Source organism: Paenibacillus sp. CB74, assembly GCF_055687625.1.
In genome coordinates, this window is the sequence record NZ_CM146009.1 from 3677261 (window position 1) to 3695970 (window position 18710).

Consider the following 18710-nt stretch of genomic DNA (forward strand, 5'->3'; position numbering starts at 1 on the left):
TGAATCATACACCCGTGCCATGGCGGTGTAAAGTCCGGACAGATCACCGAATCGGCAGATTTTCGCCATTATTCATATATAATAACGCTTACAATACGGTTATACGCTATCCACCTCGTCAAGGCTATCTAATTCTCACTCTGGCGTAAATCACTTCGCAATTCATTCACGCATTCTGCACAACTTGCCAGTTTTGATTCTTTTAACATCATATTAGTTTTGCATTATTTAATTGTAACCAATATAATGAAAGGTATCAGATGATATCATGGAGGCGATTGAGATGACAGTCTACGATTACAAAGTGAATACCCTTCGCGGTCAAGAAGTTGAAATGTCCGACTACCGTGATAAAGTGTTACTGATTGTGAATACGGCAAGCTCATGCGGACTTACACCTCAATTCAAAGGTCTGCAAGAACTGCAAGACAAGTTCCAGGATGCGCCATTTGAAGTCCTTGGATTTCCAAGCAACCAGTTTGCCCAGGAAAAAGGTTCTTCCGACGATATCGCGGAGTTCTGTCAGATGAATTATGGCGTGAGCTTCCCTATGTTTGAGAAAATTGATGTGAATGGCTCAAGTGCTCACCCGCTCTTCCAACACCTTAGCAAAGAAGCACCCGGCCTGCTCGGCTCCAAAGCAATCAAATGGAATTTCACCAAATTCCTTGTGGATCAGAACGGACAGGTAGTTAAACGTTATGCTCCCAAAACAACACCTGACAAGATTGAAGAAGATATCAAGAACTTGCTGCAAAAATAGTACATCGGCCACCCTTAGCCGGAAGGTAGAGCACCATTACCCCCGGTAATGGATGGCCTTTTTTCAACTTCTGGTACCAGACTGTTCAAAAAGGCAAAAAAAGAAGCTTTCCATTAATGGAAAGCTTCTTCTTCATCGTTCATATGATGCGGTCGAGAGGACTCGAACCTCCACGGGCATACGCCCACTACCCCCTCAAGATAGCGTGTCTGCCATTCCACCACGACCGCATGTCGTAAATAATCGGCAACAGAATTGATTATACAGGGTTCTGAAATAAAAGTAAAGTATTTTTTAAACCTTCTTTTTTAGCTAGGCATTTTCCTCAAAAAACGCATATTCTCGTCATGTTTACCCATGAAGTGCATATTATTAGATTTGATCCCCTCTTTTTCGGTAAGAGCCGATCTTGTTGATTCATTTATATATAGTCCTTCCTTATATATAGTCCTCCCTGAACTCCGTCACATAAATAACATAATAAGTTATATAAAATGACACAAATATTAAATATCAGAATCTATTCATTAAATTTAACGGATACTATTGACAAAAAGCGGACGTTTATGGGATGATAACTATCATATAATTCGGATTTTCAAACATAAAGTTAACAAAAAGGAATATAAATGTCATTTAACATGACATTTAACGAACACAGGAGGCGAATGATTGTGAACCGTGGGAATAAGCTGCTCGATTATGTCAAACTGCTTGATTCCTCTATTCAGGTTGGAGGGTTTACCCATTCCTTCGGCATGGATATCCATATCAGGGAGGGTACCATTCGTAATGCTGAAGATCTCGAATCATTCATGCGTTGTCAGTTGCATCCCAGCATTGTTCGTCTTGAAGGCATGGCCATCAAAGGCATCTATACCGCAGCAGATCACAAGGATACATGGCGGATAGCTCTGATCGATAAACTGGTCCATGTTCAGCGAACTCCTGGAGATCTCAGAGAACAAGCTGCCGCCATGGGAAAACGATTGATCAGACTGGCACGCGCTCTGCACCCCTGGATTGATTTTAGCCAGCTCGAACAGATCTTCGCCAAATATGATTCGGTTGGCTGCCTCTCCACTGTTCACGCCTGGATTAACCACCACCTCGACATCCCGGTCGAGGAAGCGGTCCTTGGTTACCTGCATTCAGCCATGAATGCCTGCATAACCGAAGCCTCCAAAGTCATTCCCCTGAATAACGATATAACCAAAGATCTGATGGTACGCCTGGCCACAGATCTGGAGACTGAATGGAATACCGTAAGCGCCTCGGCTGCGGATGGACTGGCACAGCCAACCTCGATGTCCATGAAATCATTTTTCCCCAGTTTCCATATGCTTGGAGCTGGACTTCATGCCTACAGAGCCTAGTCCTCTTGCTCCACAAACCCGCCCCCTTCCCTTCATCAAACAAACAAAAAAACACGCCGGCAACCTCCTTGCCGACGTGTTTTTTGTCATTTTATTTGTTTATTTAACGTATTTACGCCATTTAACATCACAAAATACACTTTTTTCCGTCTTTTTTAATTGTTAGATGACGGATTTACGTATATAATGAAATATACAGCTCGCATTTCTATATATTCTACATGAAGAAAGGGCGACTGAATACTACATTCTAACCAGGGGTGAACCCTTTTGAACAAGAACAAGAAAAAACCAGTCACTCCGTTCGGATGGGCCATCAAACGACGGCTAACCGAACTACAAGTGGACCAGAAGACCTTTTGTGAACAGCACGGCATCCCACCCTACCGTTTATCCAATCTCATCCACGGCACACGCAAAGCAACCCGATTCAGGCACATGGTCGCTGATATTTTGGATATTCCAGATGAACTGAGATAAGATTTCTGTCAAAGGAGGGTCCCATCCATGAGACATGTTACATCCGATCTGGAGAGACTGTCGTTCCAGTCCATACGTCACCAACTCATCATCGTTGATCATAATTGGATCATTCACAGTTGTAACCGCGCCTGGCAACAGGGGCTCGGCCAATCACCACCATACCCGGATGCGAATATTAATCATGCACATTACCTGCATCTGACGGAAGCCTGGGCAATACGAAGCAAGAACACAAACACGGCACTTGTCGCACAGAATTTGAAAGAACGCGGAATACCCTTTAATCGAAATCATACATATGATATCTGCGTGTATACTGTATACAACGAAGAGAGGTGGTTTCGCGTGGAACTCACCCCTCTGTCTCACACGAATACAATTCTGGATACCGATCTAGCTTTGATTGCACACATGGATATTACCGAACAGAGGAAGACAGAACACCAATTGAAGAAGGCATTGTCTGAAGTGCGCACATTGCGGGGACTGCTGCCTATTTGCGCTGTCTGCAAACAAATCAAGGACGAAGAGGAACAGTGGACCTCCGTTGAGAATTATCTGGAGAAGCATACCCACGCCGAATTCACCCATGATATCTGTCCTGAATGCATCCGGCGGTTATATCCGAAATACTCGAATATCCTGGACAAGCGTTCCTGAAACCTAACTACTCAACACGCTAATTAACACTACACGGACAGATGATGTTCAAACTGCGACATATCCAGTTCCTGCGGTGTCCCATGCAGGGTGATGGTGCCTTTGTCCATGATATAGATATAATCGGCGGCACTCCTTACAAAATCAATACTTTGCTCCACCAGCAGAACAGAGAGATCTCCCTTCGCCTTGAGCTGCAGAATAACCTGCCGAATGTCCTCCACGATAGAAGGCTGGATGCCTTCTGTCGGCTCATCAAGCAGTAACAACCCCGGACGTGAAGCCAATGCCCGGGCGAATGCCAATTGTTGCTGCTGTCCACCACTCAGATCCCCGCCCTGCCGTCCATACATCGTAGCAAGCACCGGGAACATCGCCAGCACATCCTCCGGGAACGTTTTTAATCCCGGAGCACTTGTCTTCAGACCAAGCAACAGGTTTTCTTTCACCGTAAGCTGCGGGAAAATCTCCCGCCCTTGAGGTACATAACCGATCCCTGCCCTTGCCCGCTTGGCTGTGTCCAAGGTGCATAACTCCTGATTTTGCCACTGAATACTGCCCTTGCGTGTTTTGAGCAGCCCCATTAATGTTTTCATCAACGTGGTTTTACCCACACCGTTACGCCCCATCAGACACACCACCTGTCCAGGCTGTACGTCAAGGTTCACACCGCGGAGCACATTGCTCTCCCCGTAGCCGGATTCAATTCGTTGCAGCGACAGCATGGTCATCCCTCCTTTTGCCTAGGTACACTTCTGCCACTTTCGGGTCTGCCTGCACCTCCGCCATCGTACCTTCCTTCAGCAGTTTCCCTTCATGCATTACCGTTACCTTGGCTGCGAACTCTCGCACAAACTCCATATCATGCTCCACCACCACAACCGAGCGTTCACGCGCAATCTCTTGCAGGAGTCGCCCTGTCTTGTGCGTTTCTTCATCCGTCATGCCTGCGGCTGGTTCGTCCAGCAACAACACACGTGGCTCCTGCAGAAGCAACATGCCGATCTCCAGCCACTGCTTCTCCCCATGCGATAACGCTCCTGCACGAGTCTCAACGCGATCTTGCAGACCAATCTGGAGGGTAACACGCTCCATGGCAACACTCATTTTCCCATATCGACGAATACCGATGGCTTGCAAAGGGGAACGTCGAGTCTCCGCTGCCAGCGTCAGATTTTCCTGCACCGTCAGACCCGCGAAGATTGATGGCGCCTGAAATTTGCGTCCTACACCTTTGCGAACAATCTGGTGTTCTCTCAGTTTCGTCAAGTCCGCGCCATCCCCCATCTTCACCGAGCCGGACAACGGTTTGGTTTTACCACAGATCACATCCAGCATCGTCGTTTTCCCTGCACCATTCGGTCCAATCAGAAAATGCAGATCATGCTCATGCAGCTTCAGATTCATGCCTTTGACAGCAACGAACCCGCCAAAGGCCACTGTAATATCCTCAGCTACCAGGACTGCCGAATCCTTAGTAGACTTCAGGTTTTTCCCGAGTGACTTGGACATGCGCACTCTCTCCTCTCCGCTTCAGCAAGCGAACAACATGACGATACACACCCACAATACCGTTCGGCATGAACAAAACTACCGTTACAAAGAGCCCACCAATGACAAACAACCATCCTTCAGGGTAAGCCTCGCTTATACCTGTTTTGGCTGCATTCAGTACCACCGCTCCGATGACTGCACCGATAAGCGTACCGCGACCACCCAACGCAACCCACAGAACCATCTCAATGGAGGGCACAATCCCCATCATGGATGGCGAGATAATGCCAACCTGAAGAACAAACAACATGCCCGCGATGCCTGCAAGCGCACCGGAAAAAGCAAAAGCCAGCGTTTTGTATCCTGCCGGATCATATCCAAGGAATCGCACCCGATTCTCTCCATCACGCGCAGCTTCGAGCACTTGGCCGAACCGACTGTTCACCATTCGACGACAGAGCACATAAGCAATCACCAGAACAGCAAGGGTTATATAGTAGAGAGCAATTGTTGTTCCAGCGGAATGAAGTGTAAAACCAAAGATTGAATTATATCCGGTAATGCCATTCGTCCCACCCGTCCATTCCTGTTTACCAACAAATAATGTCACCGTAATGAGAACCAAGGCTTGTGTAAGAATAGTGAAGTATACACCAGTGATCCGGTTACGGAACGTAAACCACCCCAGAGCAAAGGCGAGCAATGCCGGAAGGGCTATCCCCAATAGGAGGGCCACGGGGAAAGAGCGAAATGGTTCCCAGAACCAGGGCAGACCACTGAGACCGCTCCATCCCATGAAGTCAGGAAGCGTTGCTCCACTGGCCTGGAGCTTCAGATACATTGCCATCGCGTAACCACCCAGTCCAAAGAACACACCGTGCCCTAAACTCAGCACACCCCCATATCCCCAGATCAGATCGAGACCAATGGCCAGGATCGCCAGCGCCAAAAACTTGGCTAACAGACTCAGACGAAACTCCGTGGAGATCAGTGGAGCAAGACACATCATGATGAGCACAACCGCCCAGATGATCCTCATTTTCAGACTGCCAGTCTTGAGTAATGCCGACATGAACTAACCCCCTTCTTCACGTTAATCGAGACTCCGTGTACGCATTGCAACCAGGCCACGTGGTTTCCATTGCAGAAAAGCAACGATACACACAAATACCAGCACCTTGCCAATGGAGGCAGAGGTATACGTTTCGAACAGCGTGTTGAACATACCAATTCCCAGTGCCCCACACACGGTTCCGACCAATTTCCCTACGCCACCCAGAACAACGACCATGAATGCATCCACAATATAATACGTGCCAAGGGAAGGGCCAATCGGACCAATGAGCGTTAATGCACAGCCAGCAATACCCGCGATGCCCGAACCAATGGCAAAGGTCATGCCATCCACCCGCCGAGTCGAAATTCCAAGGCATCCTGCCATACTCCGATTCTGCATCACAGCTCTCATTCGTCTTCCGGATGATGTTCGATAGATATAGAGATACATACACAACAGCACAACCGCAACCAATGCGATAATGAAAATTCGCTTGTACGGAAACACAATGCCGTCCGAGATCGCCAATCCCCCATTGAGCCAAGCCGGACTGGATACCCCCACATTCGGCGCTCCGAATATCGTGCGGGCCAGCTGTTGCAGCATCATCCCTACGCCCCATGTCGCAAGCAGACTGTCCAGCGGCCTACCATATAGATGCCTGATCAGTACGACTTCTAGCAGCCAGCCAATCAGAGCAGCTACAATGAACGCAATCGGCAAAGCCACAACAAAGTAGGCACCAAACCACGCCGCTGGAGCATAGGACATGAACAGATTTTGTGTTACATACGTTGCATATGCACCGATCATGATCAGTTCACCGTGAGCCATATTGATGACATTCATCAACCCAAACGTTACCGCCAGACCGAGTGCAATCAACAATAGAATTGAACTGATACTCAGACCATTGAACATCTGCAGGATAAACATATCCATCGTGATCCCCTCCTCCATACCGCGACTCTCGCTAATGCGCATGATTTCAATCCGTCTCAGTCACTACACATCCAATACATACACTCATCACATCAACGCTTTACCGCGATACGGTTAGAGGGTGTGTTGTCACACCCTCGTTTCTGTTTCGACTGCTTTGAAGCGAGTTATCTATGTTTATTACGGGGTTTCTATGTTATTTGGCGCTAAGGGAAGCTCCCCATTCATACGTTTTCAGATAAGGGTCCGGCTTGACAGGCGCACCAGAATTCCACAATTCCTTGAACTGTCCATCTTCCTGTACCTCACCGATCCGTACGGTTTTGTAGATATGCTGATTCTCCCCATCCACAGTCACCTTACCTTCCGGTGCATCAAACTCCAGACCCTTCGCAGCTGCCTTAACCTTCTCCACGTCGGTTGATCCTGCTTTTTCCACCGCTGCCTTCCAGAGATAAACTGCCACATATCCCGCTTCAATCGGATCTGCTGTCACCCGATCAGCACCGTATTTTTCTTTGTACTTGGCAACAAATGTGGCATTTTCAGGTGTATCCGTTGTCTGATAATAATTCCACGAAGCGAGATGCCCCTTCAATACCTCTGCGCCAATACCACGGATTTCTTCCTCCGCTACACTTACCGACAGGGTTGTCATCTGATCCGATGAGATTCCTGCGTCCTTCAATTGTTTGAAGAAGGCCACATTGCTATCCCCGTTCAGTGTATTGTATACAATATCCGGCTTCGCAGCCTTGATTTTGCTAATGATGGTACTGTAATCGGTATGTCCCAGCGGTGTATATTCCTCACCCACCACTTCGCCGCCTTCTGCTGCGAGTTGTGCCTTAATGACCTGATTGGCCGTTTTCGGAAAAACATAATCTGAACCGAGCAGATAAAACGTCTTGCCCCTGTTCTCCAGTAACCAGGTTACGGATGGAACGATCTGCTGATTGGTTGTTGCTCCTGTATAAAAAATATTTGGCGACGATTCCAATCCTTCATATTGTACCGGGTAAAACAACAGACCTTTGTTCTGTTCGAACACCGGGAGCATAGCCTTCCGACTTGCAGAGGTCCATCCACCAAATACTGCAGCGACCTTATCCTGTTGCAGCAACTTTCCAGCCTTCTCCGCAAAAGTAGGCCAATCCGAAGCGCCATCCTCAATTACTGGCTCGATCTGCTTACCCAAAACTCCGCCCGCGGCGTTAATCTCTTCAATAGCAAGCATCTCGGCATCTTTAACAGATACCTCACTGATCGCCATCGTTCCGCTGAGGGAGTGAAGAATACCAACTTTAATCGTATCACTGGATGCAGCCGGCTCTCCTGTACCACCCGAACCTGAAGCTTCAGGCGGCGCAGCACCCTCCACACATCCCGTCATGACAATGACCGCACCGAGCAAAACACTCCATAACTTGACCGTCCTCTTCTTCAATAGCCTACACTCCCTTTTTTTAGTCTATTGCCGAACATTAAGGTCATTTACACCCAAAATGTTCGTTGATCCAAATTATGGAGTGTTACACTCTTCATGTCAATATAGCTTACATAATTTTATTTCATGCCTACTCATTTCATGCATGCTGCTAATAAGCTTTGAAGCTTATTGACAAAGGGTTCACCCTGTGTGAGTATATTTAACATACAATATGTTCCACGAATATATCAGACATTATAAGCGAAAGGTCGGATTGCCTTGCACTGGACTGAACAGGAAAAGGAAAAACTCCTGATTACCGTGGCCGCTAACCTCGCCCGCGAACGAAGAGCACGCGGACTCAAGTTAAATGTTCCCGAAGCCATCGCTTTATTGACCTCCGAACTCATGGAACGGGCACGGGATGGAATGAGTGTTGCCGATTTAATGAGACACGGAGGTACCATCCTGACACGCGAAGACTGTATGGATGGCGTTCCTGATATGATCCCTGAAGTACAGGTAGAAGCCACATTTCCTGACGGTACCAAACTGGTTACTGTACATGAACCTATACGCTGAGAAAGGCAGGAGAAACCATGATTCCTGGTGAATATCGCTTGAAGCCAGATGACGATATCATCTGTCATCCGGATCGCCCAACTCTACGCCTGATTGTCCTGAACCGCGGCGACCGTCCCGTCCAGGTCGGCTCTCACGTTCACTTCTATGAAGTTAATGCCGCACTGGACTTTGATCGCACGTCAGCTTTTGGACATCGTCTGCATATTCCGGCAGGCACCGCCGTCCGTTTCGAACCCGGTGAAGAGAAACCCGTCGAACTCACGACCTTTGGCGGCAAACGCCAGATTCACGGATTCAATGGATTAACGGAAGGCTCAGCAGATCAACAACCCGATCCACAGAAACTAGAGGCATTCCTGAAGACGTTCTCCCCTCCCATACAGGATAGAGGTGAGCCTTCATGAAACGAATGAGTCGCGAGCAATATGCTTCGATGTTCGGACCCACAACCGGTGATGCCGTAAGACTCGCAGATACCGAACTATGGGCAGAGATCGAACATGACTATGCTGTGTACGGAGATGAGAGCAAGTTCGGGGGTGGCAAAGTCATCCGCGACGGGATGGGCCAGTCCACCTCTGCCCTGCGCAGTGACGGTACTCCTGATACCGTTATTACCAACGCCATCATCATTGATCATTGGGGCATTGTAAAAGCGGATATCGGCATTCGGGATGGGCATATCTGCGCCATTGGCAAATCCGGCAATCCGGATACAATGGATGGGGTTCACCCCTCGCTGGTCATCGGTGCTTCCACCGAAATCATTGCTGGTGAAGGCATGATTGTAACCGCTGGCGGCATTGATACCCATATTCATTTCATCTGTCCACAACAGATTCAGACTGCATTATCCTCCGGGGTAACAACCATGATTGGCGGCGGAACAGGACCAGCAACAGGAACCAAAGCCACCACCTGCACCCCAGGAGCCTGGCACATTCACCGGATGCTGGAGTCCGCAGAAGCTTTTCCCATGAACATCGGTTACCTCGGCAAAGGCAACAGCTCCAGTACTGCACCTTTAATCGAACAGATTGAAGCGGGTGTAATCGGTCTGAAGCTGCACGAGGATTGGGGTACCACTCCGAGCGCTATCGATGCCTGCCTGACTGCCGCCGGTGAACATGATGTTCAAGTCGCTATCCATACCGATACACTGAACGAAACCGGATTTCTCGAAAACACACTGGCCGCGATCAATGGCCGGACAATCCACACGTACCATACGGAAGGCGCTGGTGGCGGACATGCACCGGACATTATTCGGGCCGCTGGGGAGTCCTACGTTATCCCCTCATCCACCAACCCAACACGACCGTACACACGCAACACTGTAGAAGAGCACCTGGATATGTTGATGGTGTGCCATCACCTGGACCCTTCCATCCCGGAAGATGTCGCTTTTGCCGATTCGCGGATTCGTCCCGAGACCATTGCGGCCGAAGACATTTTGCATGATCTTGGCGTGTTCAGCATCATCAGTTCCGATTCACAGGCCATGGGCCGAGTGGGCGAAGTCATTATACGCACTTGGCAGACAGCCGACAAGATGAAGAAACAGCGCGGCAAACTTGAACTCAACCCAGACTCACCTTCCGATAACGATCGGATCAAGCGATATGTCGCCAAATACACCATCAATCCGGCGATCGCCCATGGAATCGGACATCTCGTCGGTTCGGTGGAAGTCGGCAAGCTGGCAGATCTAACCATATGGAAACCGGCCTACTTTGGTGTAAAACCCGAGATTGTCATCAAGGGTGGCATGATTACATTCGCCCAGATGGGTGATCCCAATGCATCCATCCCGACCCCTCAGCCAGTATTTGGAAGACCGATGTTCGGAGCCTATGGAAGCGCCATTGCCAGCGGATCGATCACCTTTGTCTCCCAAGCCGCAGCAGATGCGGGAATCAAAGAGACATTAGGGCTGAAAAAGCGGGTTGAACCTGTTAAAGGCTGCCGCTCGGTAAGCAAAAAAGACATGATCCACAATGACGTCACCCCTGTCATTGAGGTCGATCCCGAAACCTATGAGGTACGCGCCGACGGCGAACTGCTCACCTGTGAACCCGCAGACGAGTTGCCTATGGCACAGCGCTACTTTATGTTTTGATCTGAATACGGATTAGCTGATAAGGGGGCACTCATGATGAATAGTGGCACGAAGCTGCTCCGTTACGTTCAGCTGTTGGATTCAGCCCTGCCTATCGGTGGGTTCTCCCATTCCTTCGGTCTAGAGGCTTATACACATGATGGCACGGTACAAAATACTGCGCAGCTCGAACAGTTTATTCGCAGTCAGCTTCATTCCAGTCTTGTAAGACTAGATGGTCTTGCCATCAAAGGCGTCTATCAGGCAATACATCAGCAGGATGCCGCTATACTTGCCCTGTATGACAAACGTGTCCACGCCCAGCGCTCCCCTCGGGAACTCAGGGAAAGCGGCCACAAAATGGGAAAGCGACTACTCAAGTTGGCCCGTTCACTCTATCCTTGGATGGACTTCACCCTGATTGATGAGGCCATACGGGAACACGGCGCGTATTGCGGTATTACGACCATTCACGGTTATATCAACTATCAATTGGAGTTTGCATTGGATGAAGCCGTTACCGGGCATCTGTATACCTCAGTTAACGCTTATGTGAACAGCGCACTTCGCCTTCTGCCCATCGGTCAAACCGAGGCGCAGATGTTGATTCAGAAGCTGCTCGATGATATCGAAGCAGAATGGGCACTCATTCGGGAAAATGACCCGGAAGATATGCACAGCTTCGGAATCGCCCAGGAAATCTATGCTATGCGGCACGAGACCTTACCCGCACGGCTGTTTATGTCTTAACTACAACTTTATCTAACTTAGGAGGAATTGTTATGTGTGGAGGAGCTAATCATACGCATCATCCGGAGTGGGAACGTAAGGCATTTGATCGGAGTCGTCCGATGCGAATTGGCATTGGCGGACCGGTAGGTTCAGGCAAAACAGCCCTTGTCGAGAAGCTGTCCAAGGCACTGCGTACACGTTATAGCCTTGCTGTCATCACCAATGACATTTATACGAAGGAAGATGCCGAGATCTTGCTGCGTCAGAATGCACTGGCACCAGAGCGTATTATCGGTGTAGAGACAGGCGGATGCCCGCACACGGCTATTCGTGAGGATGCTTCCATGAATTTCGAAGCAGTTGACGAGTTGATTGAACGTTTCCCGGATCTGCAACTGATCTTTATCGAGAGCGGTGGTGACAATCTCTCCGCTGCATTCAGTCCAGAACTCGCTGATGTATTCATCTACATTATCGACGTTGCCCAAGGAGAGAAACTCCCGCGCAAAGGCGGACCTGGCATCACGCGTTCAGACCTGCTGTTGATCAACAAAACCGACCTCGCCCCTTACGTTGGAGCAAGCCTGGAAGTGATGAAAAATGATACCGAGCGGGTACGCGAAGGCCGCCCTTATGTCATGTCTAATCTAATGAGCGGTGAAGGTGTATCCGAGATCGTCCACTGGCTCGAACATCAATACATGGATGACGATGCTTCCGCTGCACATCTGCATTCACACAGCCATGAACATGGCACTCACTCACATTAATTCACCTTCTGTGCCCACCGGGACAGGAGTGAATCGGAACGAAAGTACAGGTGAGCCTGTCACGCGCCGCAGCGAGCTTCGGGCCACCTTTGCCTTTCAAGGCGAGCGGACGGTTATGACCGATCGTTATTACAGCGCCCCTCTCCGGTTTAGCCGATCCTTTCGGCCTCCCGGAGGCGGAACCGAGTTATGCGTGTACACATCAGACGTCTCTCCCGGAGTCCTTAACGGGGATCATTATCATTCCGAGTGGGAATTAGGTGAAGGCACACATGTCATGCTGAGCAGCACATCAGCGACCAGACTTCATCCCACACCTTCCATTCCCTCATCCGTTAATCATCACTTTCTGTTGGGAAAAGGAGCTACGCTGGAATACTTCCCGGAATGCGTCATTCCCTTCAAAGGGAGTTCTTCTTCACTCGCAGTAACCTTTGAGCTGGATGAACAGGCCATTCTTGCCTATGCAGATATCTGGTCTGCCGGACGGATTCACCGGGGAGAAGCATTCCAGTTCGAACGCTACCGCAGCTTGACGGAGATATGGCAAGGTAAGCAACTGGCTGTCTGGGATCGTTTCGGACTCGAACCGGCAACCGATGACCCCAAACACTCAGCATCTCTCCTTCACTACACACATACCGCTGCATTGTGGATAATCGCTCCGGGGCTTGGCACTGCGGAGTTGCAACAAGTCAGATCCGCGCTGCCACCCGATGGACGGATGCTCGCAGGTGCAAGTTTACTGGCAACGGGAGGCATCGGCGTTCGAATCCTTGGCATGGCCGCTTGGGAGCTTCAGGAACAGTGCCTTCAGATCTGGAACACACTCCGCCCCCAACTGCTAGGCAAAGAAACTCTTGTCTTTCGTAAATAAGGGCATGAAACATGCATGGTTAATACAAAAAACCTCTGAACTATCTCCGAGTATGTTCGGATTAGTCCAGAGGTTTTTGTTCATTCAGTCTATGGATGCTGCTCATATCAGTTACGCTTCGTTCTCTTCAGAATTAATCTCTGATCTGTTCTCAGACTTATAACGATAGTCTCCTGCGTCTTTGCTTTCCTTGGATTTGCGGTAACGGGTGAATTCAATATATTCGCTGATAAAAGACTGTTCCACAGTCGATAATTCACTTTCCTGGCAATTCAATTGCCGCAAAACGTCAAAAAAATAATCCTCCCGTTTTTCCCGAACCATCGCTTCCTTCGATGGACGACCAATCATGAGCCAGTCAAGGCTCACATCAAAAAACGAAGCAATCTCAATTAATTTATTCGTACTCGGAATAGACTTGCCACGTTTCCAGTCACCCAGATTGCCTGTGCTAATCTTCAGCTGTTGGCAGAAAGCCTTCTTGGTCATTCCTCGTTCGGCAATCAGGTGTTCAATTCGCTCATAGATCGACTGCATACAAGAACCGCCTTCCAACCGTAATAATCAACTCATCTGCTTGAATTATACCACATTATTCCTGAATGCTCAGCCTTTATATACCTGGAACAAGATAAGGTATAGCGTATAACACAAAGATAGACTTCCATGAATGATCATGAAAGTCTATCTTATAACGTTGTTGCTGTGATGCGGTCGAGAGGACTCGAACCTCCACGGGTATACACCCACTACCCCCTCAAGATAGCGTGTCTGCCATTCCACCACGACCGCATATTCAATTGTAAAAATGGTGAGCCATGAAGGGCTCGAACCTTCGACACCCTGATTAAAAGTCAGGTGCTCTACCAACTGAGCTAATGGCTCTTGCTGTAAACTTCACCGGATGTGCCATGCTTCATTCTTGTTTATAAGAGCATTGACTTTGAGGATTTCTCATCGAAAATATAAATCTCATGAGGTGGTGAAGATATGACCCGTAGGGGATTCGAACCCCTGTTACCTCCGTGAAAGGGAGGTGTCTTAACCCCTTGACCAACGGGCCTTAATAACAAGTTGTCTTTCTTGGCGACAAGAATGAGTATACCACAGGACAATTTAAACTTGCAATACTTTTTTTAAAATTTATTTTCCAGGCTTTTTTGTCCATTTCAAACTGTTCTTCATAGAGCATTTTAGTCGACCTCCACATGCACGCCAATGTCACACCTGTACGGGGAAAAAGTAAATTCCTCATTAAAAAACTTACAAAGCCTTACGTTGACTTATAATATTGCAAATCACATTAGGAATACTTATAATTAAAGTATCATGATAAGTACGGTCATCCATACCCTTGGAGGTGACATGTTTGTTTCAAGAAGAACGAATGCAGCTCATTGTTGAACATCTTCACAAACACAATCGCATCTCAGCTGATGATATTGTCACTTTGTTTGATGTATCACGGGATACCGCTCGCAGGGATCTGATCAAGCTTGAGGAACAGGATGCCATCATTCGAACACGTGGCGGTGCAATTCTCCCCCCTCCTCCGCAAAAGTTCAGATCCTACAAAGACCGTTTACTCGATGTATCTGAGGAAAAAAGAGCCATTGGCAAACTCGCTGCCGCTATAGTAAGACAAGGCGAGATCATTATTCTGGATTCTTCCACGACCGTGCAGGCTTGTGCCGAGAATTTGAACGGCAAATCCTGTACCGTCATTACCAATTCGATTCATTCCGCTGATCTTCTCTCCAATCACACGGCTGTCCAGATTCGTTTGCTCGGTGGCAAAGTGGATAAGGAACAACGTTATGTCTATGGTACCTCTGTGATCGAGACACTTTCCCACTATTATGTAGATAAAGCCTTTATCGGAATTGGCGGTATCACTATGGACGGCTTCAGTGCTTCCGAAGAGGAAGGTAAAATTAAACATCAAATGATGAAAGCTGCCAAGAAAGTCATTGTTCTTGCAGATCAATCCAAGTTTGATAAACGATATGGTTATCGTTTTGCTGACTGGTCATTGGTGGATGTATTGATTACGGATCAATGGCCAACCCAAGAATGGCTTGTTTTTCTAGCCGAACAACAGGTTGAGATTCTCATTCCTGAACCGACAGAAGATAAGGAGTTGTAAATATATGAAATTATTTGCCACAGATTTAGATGGAACTTTGTTGAACAGAGATAGCCAGATTAGCCCGGAGAATGCCGCAGCCATCCAAAAGGCCCAGCAATCCGGTATGAAAGTTACCATTGCTACAGGACGCGTCTATTCCGATGTGGTGACCATCAGCCGCGAAGGCGGGATCAAAACCCCAATTATCGGCTCTAACGGAGCCACGATTCATGATGCAGACGGCGAACGTCTATTCCATCTTCCGCTTGAGCGTGACACAGCTGCTTCCGTCATGCAGTGGCTGGAAGATCATGATGTCTATTATGAAGCTTCAACGCAACAAGGCATCTATGCCCCACTTAGCAGTCATGAAACCTTGCTCGCAGAGATGGAACGTGTTCTTGGTTCGAACCCTGGTGAGGACATTGCACGCATGATTCGGGGCATTAAGAAACATTATCAAAAAAAAGACTACCACCGGGTAAACAGCCACCTCGAAATTCCGGCAGAAGCCTATATCTATAATATTATGGCCTTCTCTATGAATCCGGACAAAGTAAAAACAGGACGAGAACACTTCGCTTCCCGAACGGATGTCGCTATGGTTGTATCCTTTGAGCACAACTTCGAAATGCAGCACCCGGACGTATCCAAAGGGAATGCTCTCACCAAACTGGCGGCTCACCTGAACATCTCCATGGAAGATACAGCAGCGATCGGGGATAACTTCAACGATGTCTCCATGTTAAAAATGGCAGGACTCGGCATCGCCATGGGTAATGGCGAACCCGAAATCCAGGCATTAGCCAAAGCCATAACGCTGACCAATGTGGAGAACGGCGTTGCACATGCCATTGAGTGCCTGCTTGAAGGTAGACCGGTCTCCCGTCCGGAAACGATTGTTGGAGAAGGACTGTAATCCCGCAACGGAATTAAATACTGAAGCTGCATGGTCGCCTGTTGATCCATGCAGCTTCTCTTCGTTTCATTTCAACTCAGCAGATCGAACGTGAGGCACGTCCTGTAACAAAATAATCAGTTGCTCGCCCCGATATGAACCCGGCAGTTGCAACGTAAACTCAAGCACAGTCTCTTCTATGGAGTCTGTGCTTGAATGCTGTTCTGTCTTAAATCCGATGACCGAGATTTTCTCTTGCCCCAGCAGTGCCAAAACACGTTTCAGGGCCTCTCCCTCATTCTGCAGATGGATGGTTAACGTCTCTGTTCGAGCGGATACCAGCCAGCGTGTGGGCCTATGCAGTAACATCTGTGCTACGACAATAAGCAGTGTCACGCCTGCACCTGTCCAATACAGACCTGAACCGACAGCAAGTCCCATGCCTGCCGTAGCCCATATGCCAGCCGCTGTGGTCAATCCCCTGACCGTGTGGCGCTGTGTGAAGATCATGCCTGCTCCAATGAACCCCACACCGCTAACGACCTGTGCCGCAATCCTTGATGGATCAAGCGACAGATTGGCCCAGCCCGCCTGATCCTGGAATCCATACTTCGATACAATCATCATCAGGGCCGCGCCGACAGCGACTACAAAATGAGTACGAATTCCCGCCTCTTTCATTCGATTCTTGCGCTCATATCCGATTAACACACCACATATTCCAGCTATGAGTACACGCATCAAATATTCCAATTCCATGCACATCACCTCTTTTACTATGTATATGCTTACATTTGCTATCTTTACTATTACCCAATCTTTCACTGACTACATAAGTTGAAATTCCACTCAGTTCAATTCTCTGACCGAAAATTGCTCCCTTGTCTCTCTCCCAATCCGAAATAATGTCTGAAATTATAGATCAGCGGATGCCATTCTTCTGGATTAATCTTGTTTGGTCCAGATATCAGTCGTGTGTGCGCATGCACCTTCAACGCTTTCACTTCCACAATCGCCATGAACGGTGTATGTTCGGGAATGCGTATGTGTTGTACAGCCGCTTCAATCTGGAGCGGACATTCGACTATTTTATCTGGAGCCACCTGAACCGAGCATTCGGATGTCAGTCCAGCTACAGTGAATTTATCATGACAATATTCATAGCCCATCTGCCTTTTCTCCTCAGGAACCGGGTTAACTCCCGTATAACGGCCTAATGCCTCAACCTGTCTCCACATGGTCGCATCTGGTAAATTAATCACACACTCCGGATGTCGAATCAGATTTTCATAGGCTTTCCCCTGTGTACCTATACCTAGCACCAGACAGTCCCCCAGCGCCCAGGATGAGGACAGTGGAGACACGTTGGTTGACCCATCCTCGTTTAATGTACTTAGCAGCAATACAGGGGTACCATAATATAAAATACTGGGATTAATCGTTTCATGTCGTACCACTGTGGAATTTTTGTTCAGCTGCCCAGTAGCAGCCTCCGGTTTCATTATCTTGTTCACCTTGTTCATTTTGTACCTCTCCTGTTCCAATCCATTCGTTTATAAGCTTCGTCTGATCCGTATGGGACGATACAACCGAATTGTAATACAGTAATAGTTCAGATATGATCGAAGTATGAATGTATACCCGAATATCACTGTTATTGCGTCGTTAATCGCTGATCCAAGTCGCTCCATTTTTCTGTCATCCTTACTGGATGGCCGGGCGTTGCCCGCAGGAGAGCTTGCTCATATGGCAGGTGTCACGCCCCAGACGGCAAGCAGTCATCTCGCCAAACTCGTAGAGGGAGGATTACTGGAAGTTGAACAGCAAGGCCGTCACCGATACTACCGTCTTGCAAACAAGGAAATTGCTAATCTGATTGAAACCATGGCCAGTATTGCTCCGCCTGTACAGATCCGCTCTCTCAAACAATCCAATCAGCTTCAACAACTGAGTTATGCACGGACCTGTTATGGGCATCTGGCCGGGAAATTGGGAATCTCGCTCTGTGAAGCCTTACTACAGAAGGGTTATCTTGAAGAGCCCGAAGAGGCACACAGCAAGGATTATCAAGTTACAGTGAAAGGAACACAGTGGTTCACTACGTTTGGAATTAAACTTCAGATTAAGCCAGGATCACGCCGTGCCATCGCTCGCAAATGTCTGGATTGGAGCGAACGCCGTCATCATCTCTCAGGCATGCTTGGGGAACAACTCAGACATCGATTATCGGAACTGGACTGGATTCGTCAAAAAACAGGAAGTCGCTCTGTCGAAGTAACGGAAGCAGGCAAGAAAGGTTTATACGAGGTGCTGGATATTTCACTTTAGCGATACAGAAAAATATACGAAGGATACTCCAAGATGAGAACGCAAAAAATCCCCTTCACACTGAACCGTTATCCGGTCAAATGTGAAGGG

General features: G+C 48.3%; 21 protein-coding genes and 4 tRNA genes. 13 read left to right on the forward strand and 12 right to left on the reverse strand.

All coding sequences use genetic code 11. The annotated features are described in order from the left end of the window. The first annotated feature begins 283 nt into the window (after positions 1–283). Complete coding sequence (locus tag ACX9NY_RS16445) at positions 284–763, forward strand: glutathione peroxidase (RefSeq protein ID WP_215076520.1); 480 nt, start codon at positions 284–286, stop codon at positions 761–763. 147 nt (positions 764–910) lie between these two features. Here ACX9NY_RS16445 and ACX9NY_RS16450 read toward each other — a convergent pair. Then, a tRNA-Leu gene (locus ACX9NY_RS16450) sits at positions 911–993 on the reverse strand. 444 nt (positions 994–1437) lie between these two features. Here ACX9NY_RS16450 and ACX9NY_RS16455 point away from each other — a divergent pair. From ACX9NY_RS16455 to ACX9NY_RS16465, 3 genes are all read left to right on the forward strand, one after another. Then, entirely contained in the window at positions 1438–2139 is a 702-nt protein-coding gene (locus ACX9NY_RS16455; RefSeq protein WP_339259508.1) for an urease accessory protein UreF, read from the forward strand. A 270-nt stretch (positions 2140–2409) separates the two neighbouring features. Continuing rightward, entirely contained in the window at positions 2410–2619 is a 210-nt protein-coding gene (locus ACX9NY_RS16460; RefSeq protein WP_253431853.1) for an XRE family transcriptional regulator, read from the forward strand. Positions 2620–2646: 27 nt separating this feature from the next. Beyond that, positions 2647–3282 carry a nitrogen regulation protein NR(II) gene (locus ACX9NY_RS16465; RefSeq protein ID WP_339259505.1) on the forward strand — a complete coding sequence of 212 codons (636 nt, stop codon included), beginning with the start codon at positions 2647–2649 and terminating at the stop codon, positions 3280–3282. Positions 3283–3311: 29 nt separating this feature from the next. Here ACX9NY_RS16465 and urtE read toward each other — a convergent pair whose 3' ends face one another. The 5 genes from urtE to urtA form a co-directional block, all read right to left on the reverse strand. Beyond that, positions 3312–4007 carry an urea ABC transporter ATP-binding subunit UrtE gene (gene urtE / locus ACX9NY_RS16470; RefSeq protein ID WP_472473844.1) on the reverse strand — a complete coding sequence of 232 codons (696 nt, stop codon included), beginning with the start codon at positions 4005–4007 and terminating at the stop codon, positions 3312–3314. Then, on the reverse strand, positions 3985–4794 hold the full coding sequence (urtD, locus tag ACX9NY_RS16475; protein ID WP_472473846.1) for an urea ABC transporter ATP-binding protein UrtD: 810 nt from the start codon (positions 4792–4794) through the stop codon (positions 3985–3987). Before urtD ends, urtE begins: the two co-directional genes overlap by 23 nt. Next, complete coding sequence (gene urtC / locus ACX9NY_RS16480) at positions 4757–5848, reverse strand: urea ABC transporter permease subunit UrtC (RefSeq protein ID WP_062833123.1); 1092 nt, start codon at positions 5846–5848, stop codon at positions 4757–4759. The genes urtD and urtC overlap by 38 nt, the downstream gene beginning before the upstream one ends. 21 nt (positions 5849–5869) lie before the next feature. Continuing rightward, on the reverse strand, positions 5870–6775 hold the full coding sequence (gene urtB, locus ACX9NY_RS16485) for an urea ABC transporter permease subunit UrtB (protein WP_036610830.1): 906 nt from the start codon (positions 6773–6775) through the stop codon (positions 5870–5872). 196 nt (positions 6776–6971) lie between these two features. Then, positions 6972–8168 carry an urea ABC transporter substrate-binding protein gene (urtA, locus tag ACX9NY_RS16490; protein WP_472479321.1) on the reverse strand — a complete coding sequence of 399 codons (1197 nt, stop codon included), beginning with the start codon at positions 8166–8168 and terminating at the stop codon, positions 6972–6974. Between the two features lie 315 nt (positions 8169–8483). Between urtA and ACX9NY_RS16495 the strand changes: the two genes are divergently transcribed. Genes ACX9NY_RS16495 through ACX9NY_RS16520 form a run of 6 tightly spaced genes read left to right on the forward strand, consistent with a single transcriptional unit; the run spans position 8484 to position 13266 of the window. Continuing rightward, positions 8484–8786, forward strand: coding sequence for an urease subunit gamma (locus ACX9NY_RS16495; RefSeq protein ID WP_253431836.1), 303 nt, complete (start codon positions 8484–8486; stop codon positions 8784–8786). A 17-nt stretch (positions 8787–8803) separates the two neighbouring features. Further along, entirely contained in the window at positions 8804–9193 is a 390-nt protein-coding gene (locus ACX9NY_RS16500) for an urease subunit beta (protein ID WP_339240380.1), read from the forward strand. Continuing rightward, positions 9190–10908: an urease subunit alpha gene (ureC, locus tag ACX9NY_RS16505; protein WP_472473849.1), complete on the forward strand. Its 1719-nt coding sequence runs from the start codon at positions 9190–9192 to the stop codon at positions 10906–10908. Before ACX9NY_RS16500 ends, ureC begins: the two co-directional genes overlap by 4 nt. 33 nt (positions 10909–10941) lie before the next feature. Then, entirely contained in the window at positions 10942–11637 is a 696-nt protein-coding gene (locus ACX9NY_RS16510) for an urease accessory protein UreF (RefSeq protein WP_472473851.1), read from the forward strand. A 32-nt stretch (positions 11638–11669) separates the two neighbouring features. Beyond that, positions 11670–12389, forward strand: a complete 720-nt coding sequence (gene ureG, locus ACX9NY_RS16515) for an urease accessory protein UreG (protein ID WP_017690021.1) — start codon at positions 11670–11672, stop codon at positions 12387–12389. Then, positions 12283–13266 (forward strand): urease accessory protein UreD, encoded by a 984-nt coding sequence (locus ACX9NY_RS16520; RefSeq protein WP_472473853.1) that lies wholly within the window; start codon positions 12283–12285, stop codon positions 13264–13266. The genes ureG and ACX9NY_RS16520 overlap by 107 nt, the downstream gene beginning before the upstream one ends. 111 nt (positions 13267–13377) lie before the next feature. On the opposite strand, the gene ACX9NY_RS16525 is transcribed toward ACX9NY_RS16520, so the two are convergent. From ACX9NY_RS16525 to ACX9NY_RS16540, 4 genes are all read right to left on the reverse strand, one after another. Beyond that, a complete protein-coding gene (locus ACX9NY_RS16525) occupies positions 13378–13803 on the reverse strand; it encodes a helix-turn-helix domain-containing protein (protein ID WP_339240376.1) in 426 nt (141 codons plus the stop codon). A gap of 172 nt (positions 13804–13975) precedes the next feature. After that, positions 13976–14058, reverse strand: a tRNA-Leu gene (locus ACX9NY_RS16530). A gap of 17 nt (positions 14059–14075) precedes the next feature. After that, a tRNA-Lys gene (locus ACX9NY_RS16535) sits at positions 14076–14151 on the reverse strand. Between the two features lie 106 nt (positions 14152–14257). After that, positions 14258–14329 (reverse strand) — tRNA-Glu (locus ACX9NY_RS16540). Positions 14330–14635: 306 nt separating this feature from the next. Here ACX9NY_RS16540 and ACX9NY_RS16545 point away from each other — a divergent pair. Both ACX9NY_RS16545 and ACX9NY_RS16550 read left to right on the forward strand, forming a co-directional pair. Continuing rightward, a complete protein-coding gene (locus ACX9NY_RS16545) occupies positions 14636–15412 on the forward strand; it encodes a DeoR/GlpR family DNA-binding transcription regulator (RefSeq protein WP_472473855.1) in 777 nt (258 codons plus the stop codon). Positions 15413–15416: 4 nt separating this feature from the next. Beyond that, complete coding sequence (locus tag ACX9NY_RS16550) at positions 15417–16313, forward strand: Cof-type HAD-IIB family hydrolase (protein ID WP_472473857.1); 897 nt, start codon at positions 15417–15419, stop codon at positions 16311–16313. 66 nt (positions 16314–16379) lie between these two features. On the opposite strand, the gene ACX9NY_RS16555 is transcribed toward ACX9NY_RS16550, so the two are convergent. Further along, positions 16380–17051 carry an MgtC/SapB family protein gene (locus tag ACX9NY_RS16555; RefSeq protein ID WP_342572194.1) on the reverse strand — a complete coding sequence of 224 codons (672 nt, stop codon included), beginning with the start codon at positions 17049–17051 and terminating at the stop codon, positions 16380–16382. 95 nt (positions 17052–17146) lie between these two features. Beyond that, positions 17147–17794: a flavin reductase family protein gene (locus ACX9NY_RS16560; protein WP_339242956.1), complete on the reverse strand. Its 648-nt coding sequence runs from the start codon at positions 17792–17794 to the stop codon at positions 17147–17149. A 127-nt stretch (positions 17795–17921) separates the two neighbouring features. Here ACX9NY_RS16560 and ACX9NY_RS16565 point away from each other — a divergent pair, with 127 nt between their 5' ends. Then, positions 17922–18620, forward strand: coding sequence for an ArsR/SmtB family transcription factor (locus ACX9NY_RS16565; protein WP_472473859.1), 699 nt, complete (start codon positions 17922–17924; stop codon positions 18618–18620). Positions 18621–18710 lie beyond the last annotated feature (90 nt).

Coding starts and splice junctions, on each gene's coding strand:
- ureG (WP_017690021.1), top strand. CDS start 11,670: ATGTGTGGAGGAGCTAATCATACGCATCATCCGGAGTGGGAACGTAAG.
- ACX9NY_RS16510 (WP_472473851.1), top strand. CDS start 10,942: ATGATGAATAGTGGCACGAAGCTGCTCCGTTACGTTCAGCTGTTGGAT.
- ureC (WP_472473849.1), top strand. CDS start 9,190: ATGAAACGAATGAGTCGCGAGCAATATGCTTCGATGTTCGGACCCACA.
- ACX9NY_RS16525 (WP_339240376.1), bottom strand. CDS start 13,803: ATGCAGTCGATCTATGAGCGAATTGAACACCTGATTGCCGAACGAGGA.
- urtE (WP_472473844.1), bottom strand. CDS start 4,007: ATGCTGTCGCTGCAACGAATTGAATCCGGCTACGGGGAGAGCAATGTG.
- ACX9NY_RS16560 (WP_339242956.1), bottom strand. CDS start 17,794: ATGAAACCGGAGGCTGCTACTGGGCAGCTGAACAAAAATTCCACAGTG.
- ACX9NY_RS16555 (WP_342572194.1), bottom strand. CDS start 17,051: ATGGAATTGGAATATTTGATGCGTGTACTCATAGCTGGAATATGTGGT.
- urtD (WP_472473846.1), bottom strand. CDS start 4,794: ATGTCCAAGTCACTCGGGAAAAACCTGAAGTCTACTAAGGATTCGGCA.
- urtC (WP_062833123.1), bottom strand. CDS start 5,848: ATGTCGGCATTACTCAAGACTGGCAGTCTGAAAATGAGGATCATCTGG.
- urtB (WP_036610830.1), bottom strand. CDS start 6,775: ATGGATATGTTTATCCTGCAGATGTTCAATGGTCTGAGTATCAGTTCA.
- ACX9NY_RS16445 (WP_215076520.1), top strand. CDS start 284: ATGACAGTCTACGATTACAAAGTGAATACCCTTCGCGGTCAAGAAGTT.
- ACX9NY_RS16500 (WP_339240380.1), top strand. CDS start 8,804: ATGATTCCTGGTGAATATCGCTTGAAGCCAGATGACGATATCATCTGT.
- ACX9NY_RS16565 (WP_472473859.1), top strand. CDS start 17,922: ATGAATGTATACCCGAATATCACTGTTATTGCGTCGTTAATCGCTGAT.
- urtA (WP_472479321.1), bottom strand. CDS start 8,168: ATGACGGGATGTGTGGAGGGTGCTGCGCCGCCTGAAGCTTCAGGTTCG.
- ACX9NY_RS16465 (WP_339259505.1), top strand. CDS start 2,647: ATGAGACATGTTACATCCGATCTGGAGAGACTGTCGTTCCAGTCCATA.
- ACX9NY_RS16550 (WP_472473857.1), top strand. CDS start 15,417: ATGAAATTATTTGCCACAGATTTAGATGGAACTTTGTTGAACAGAGAT.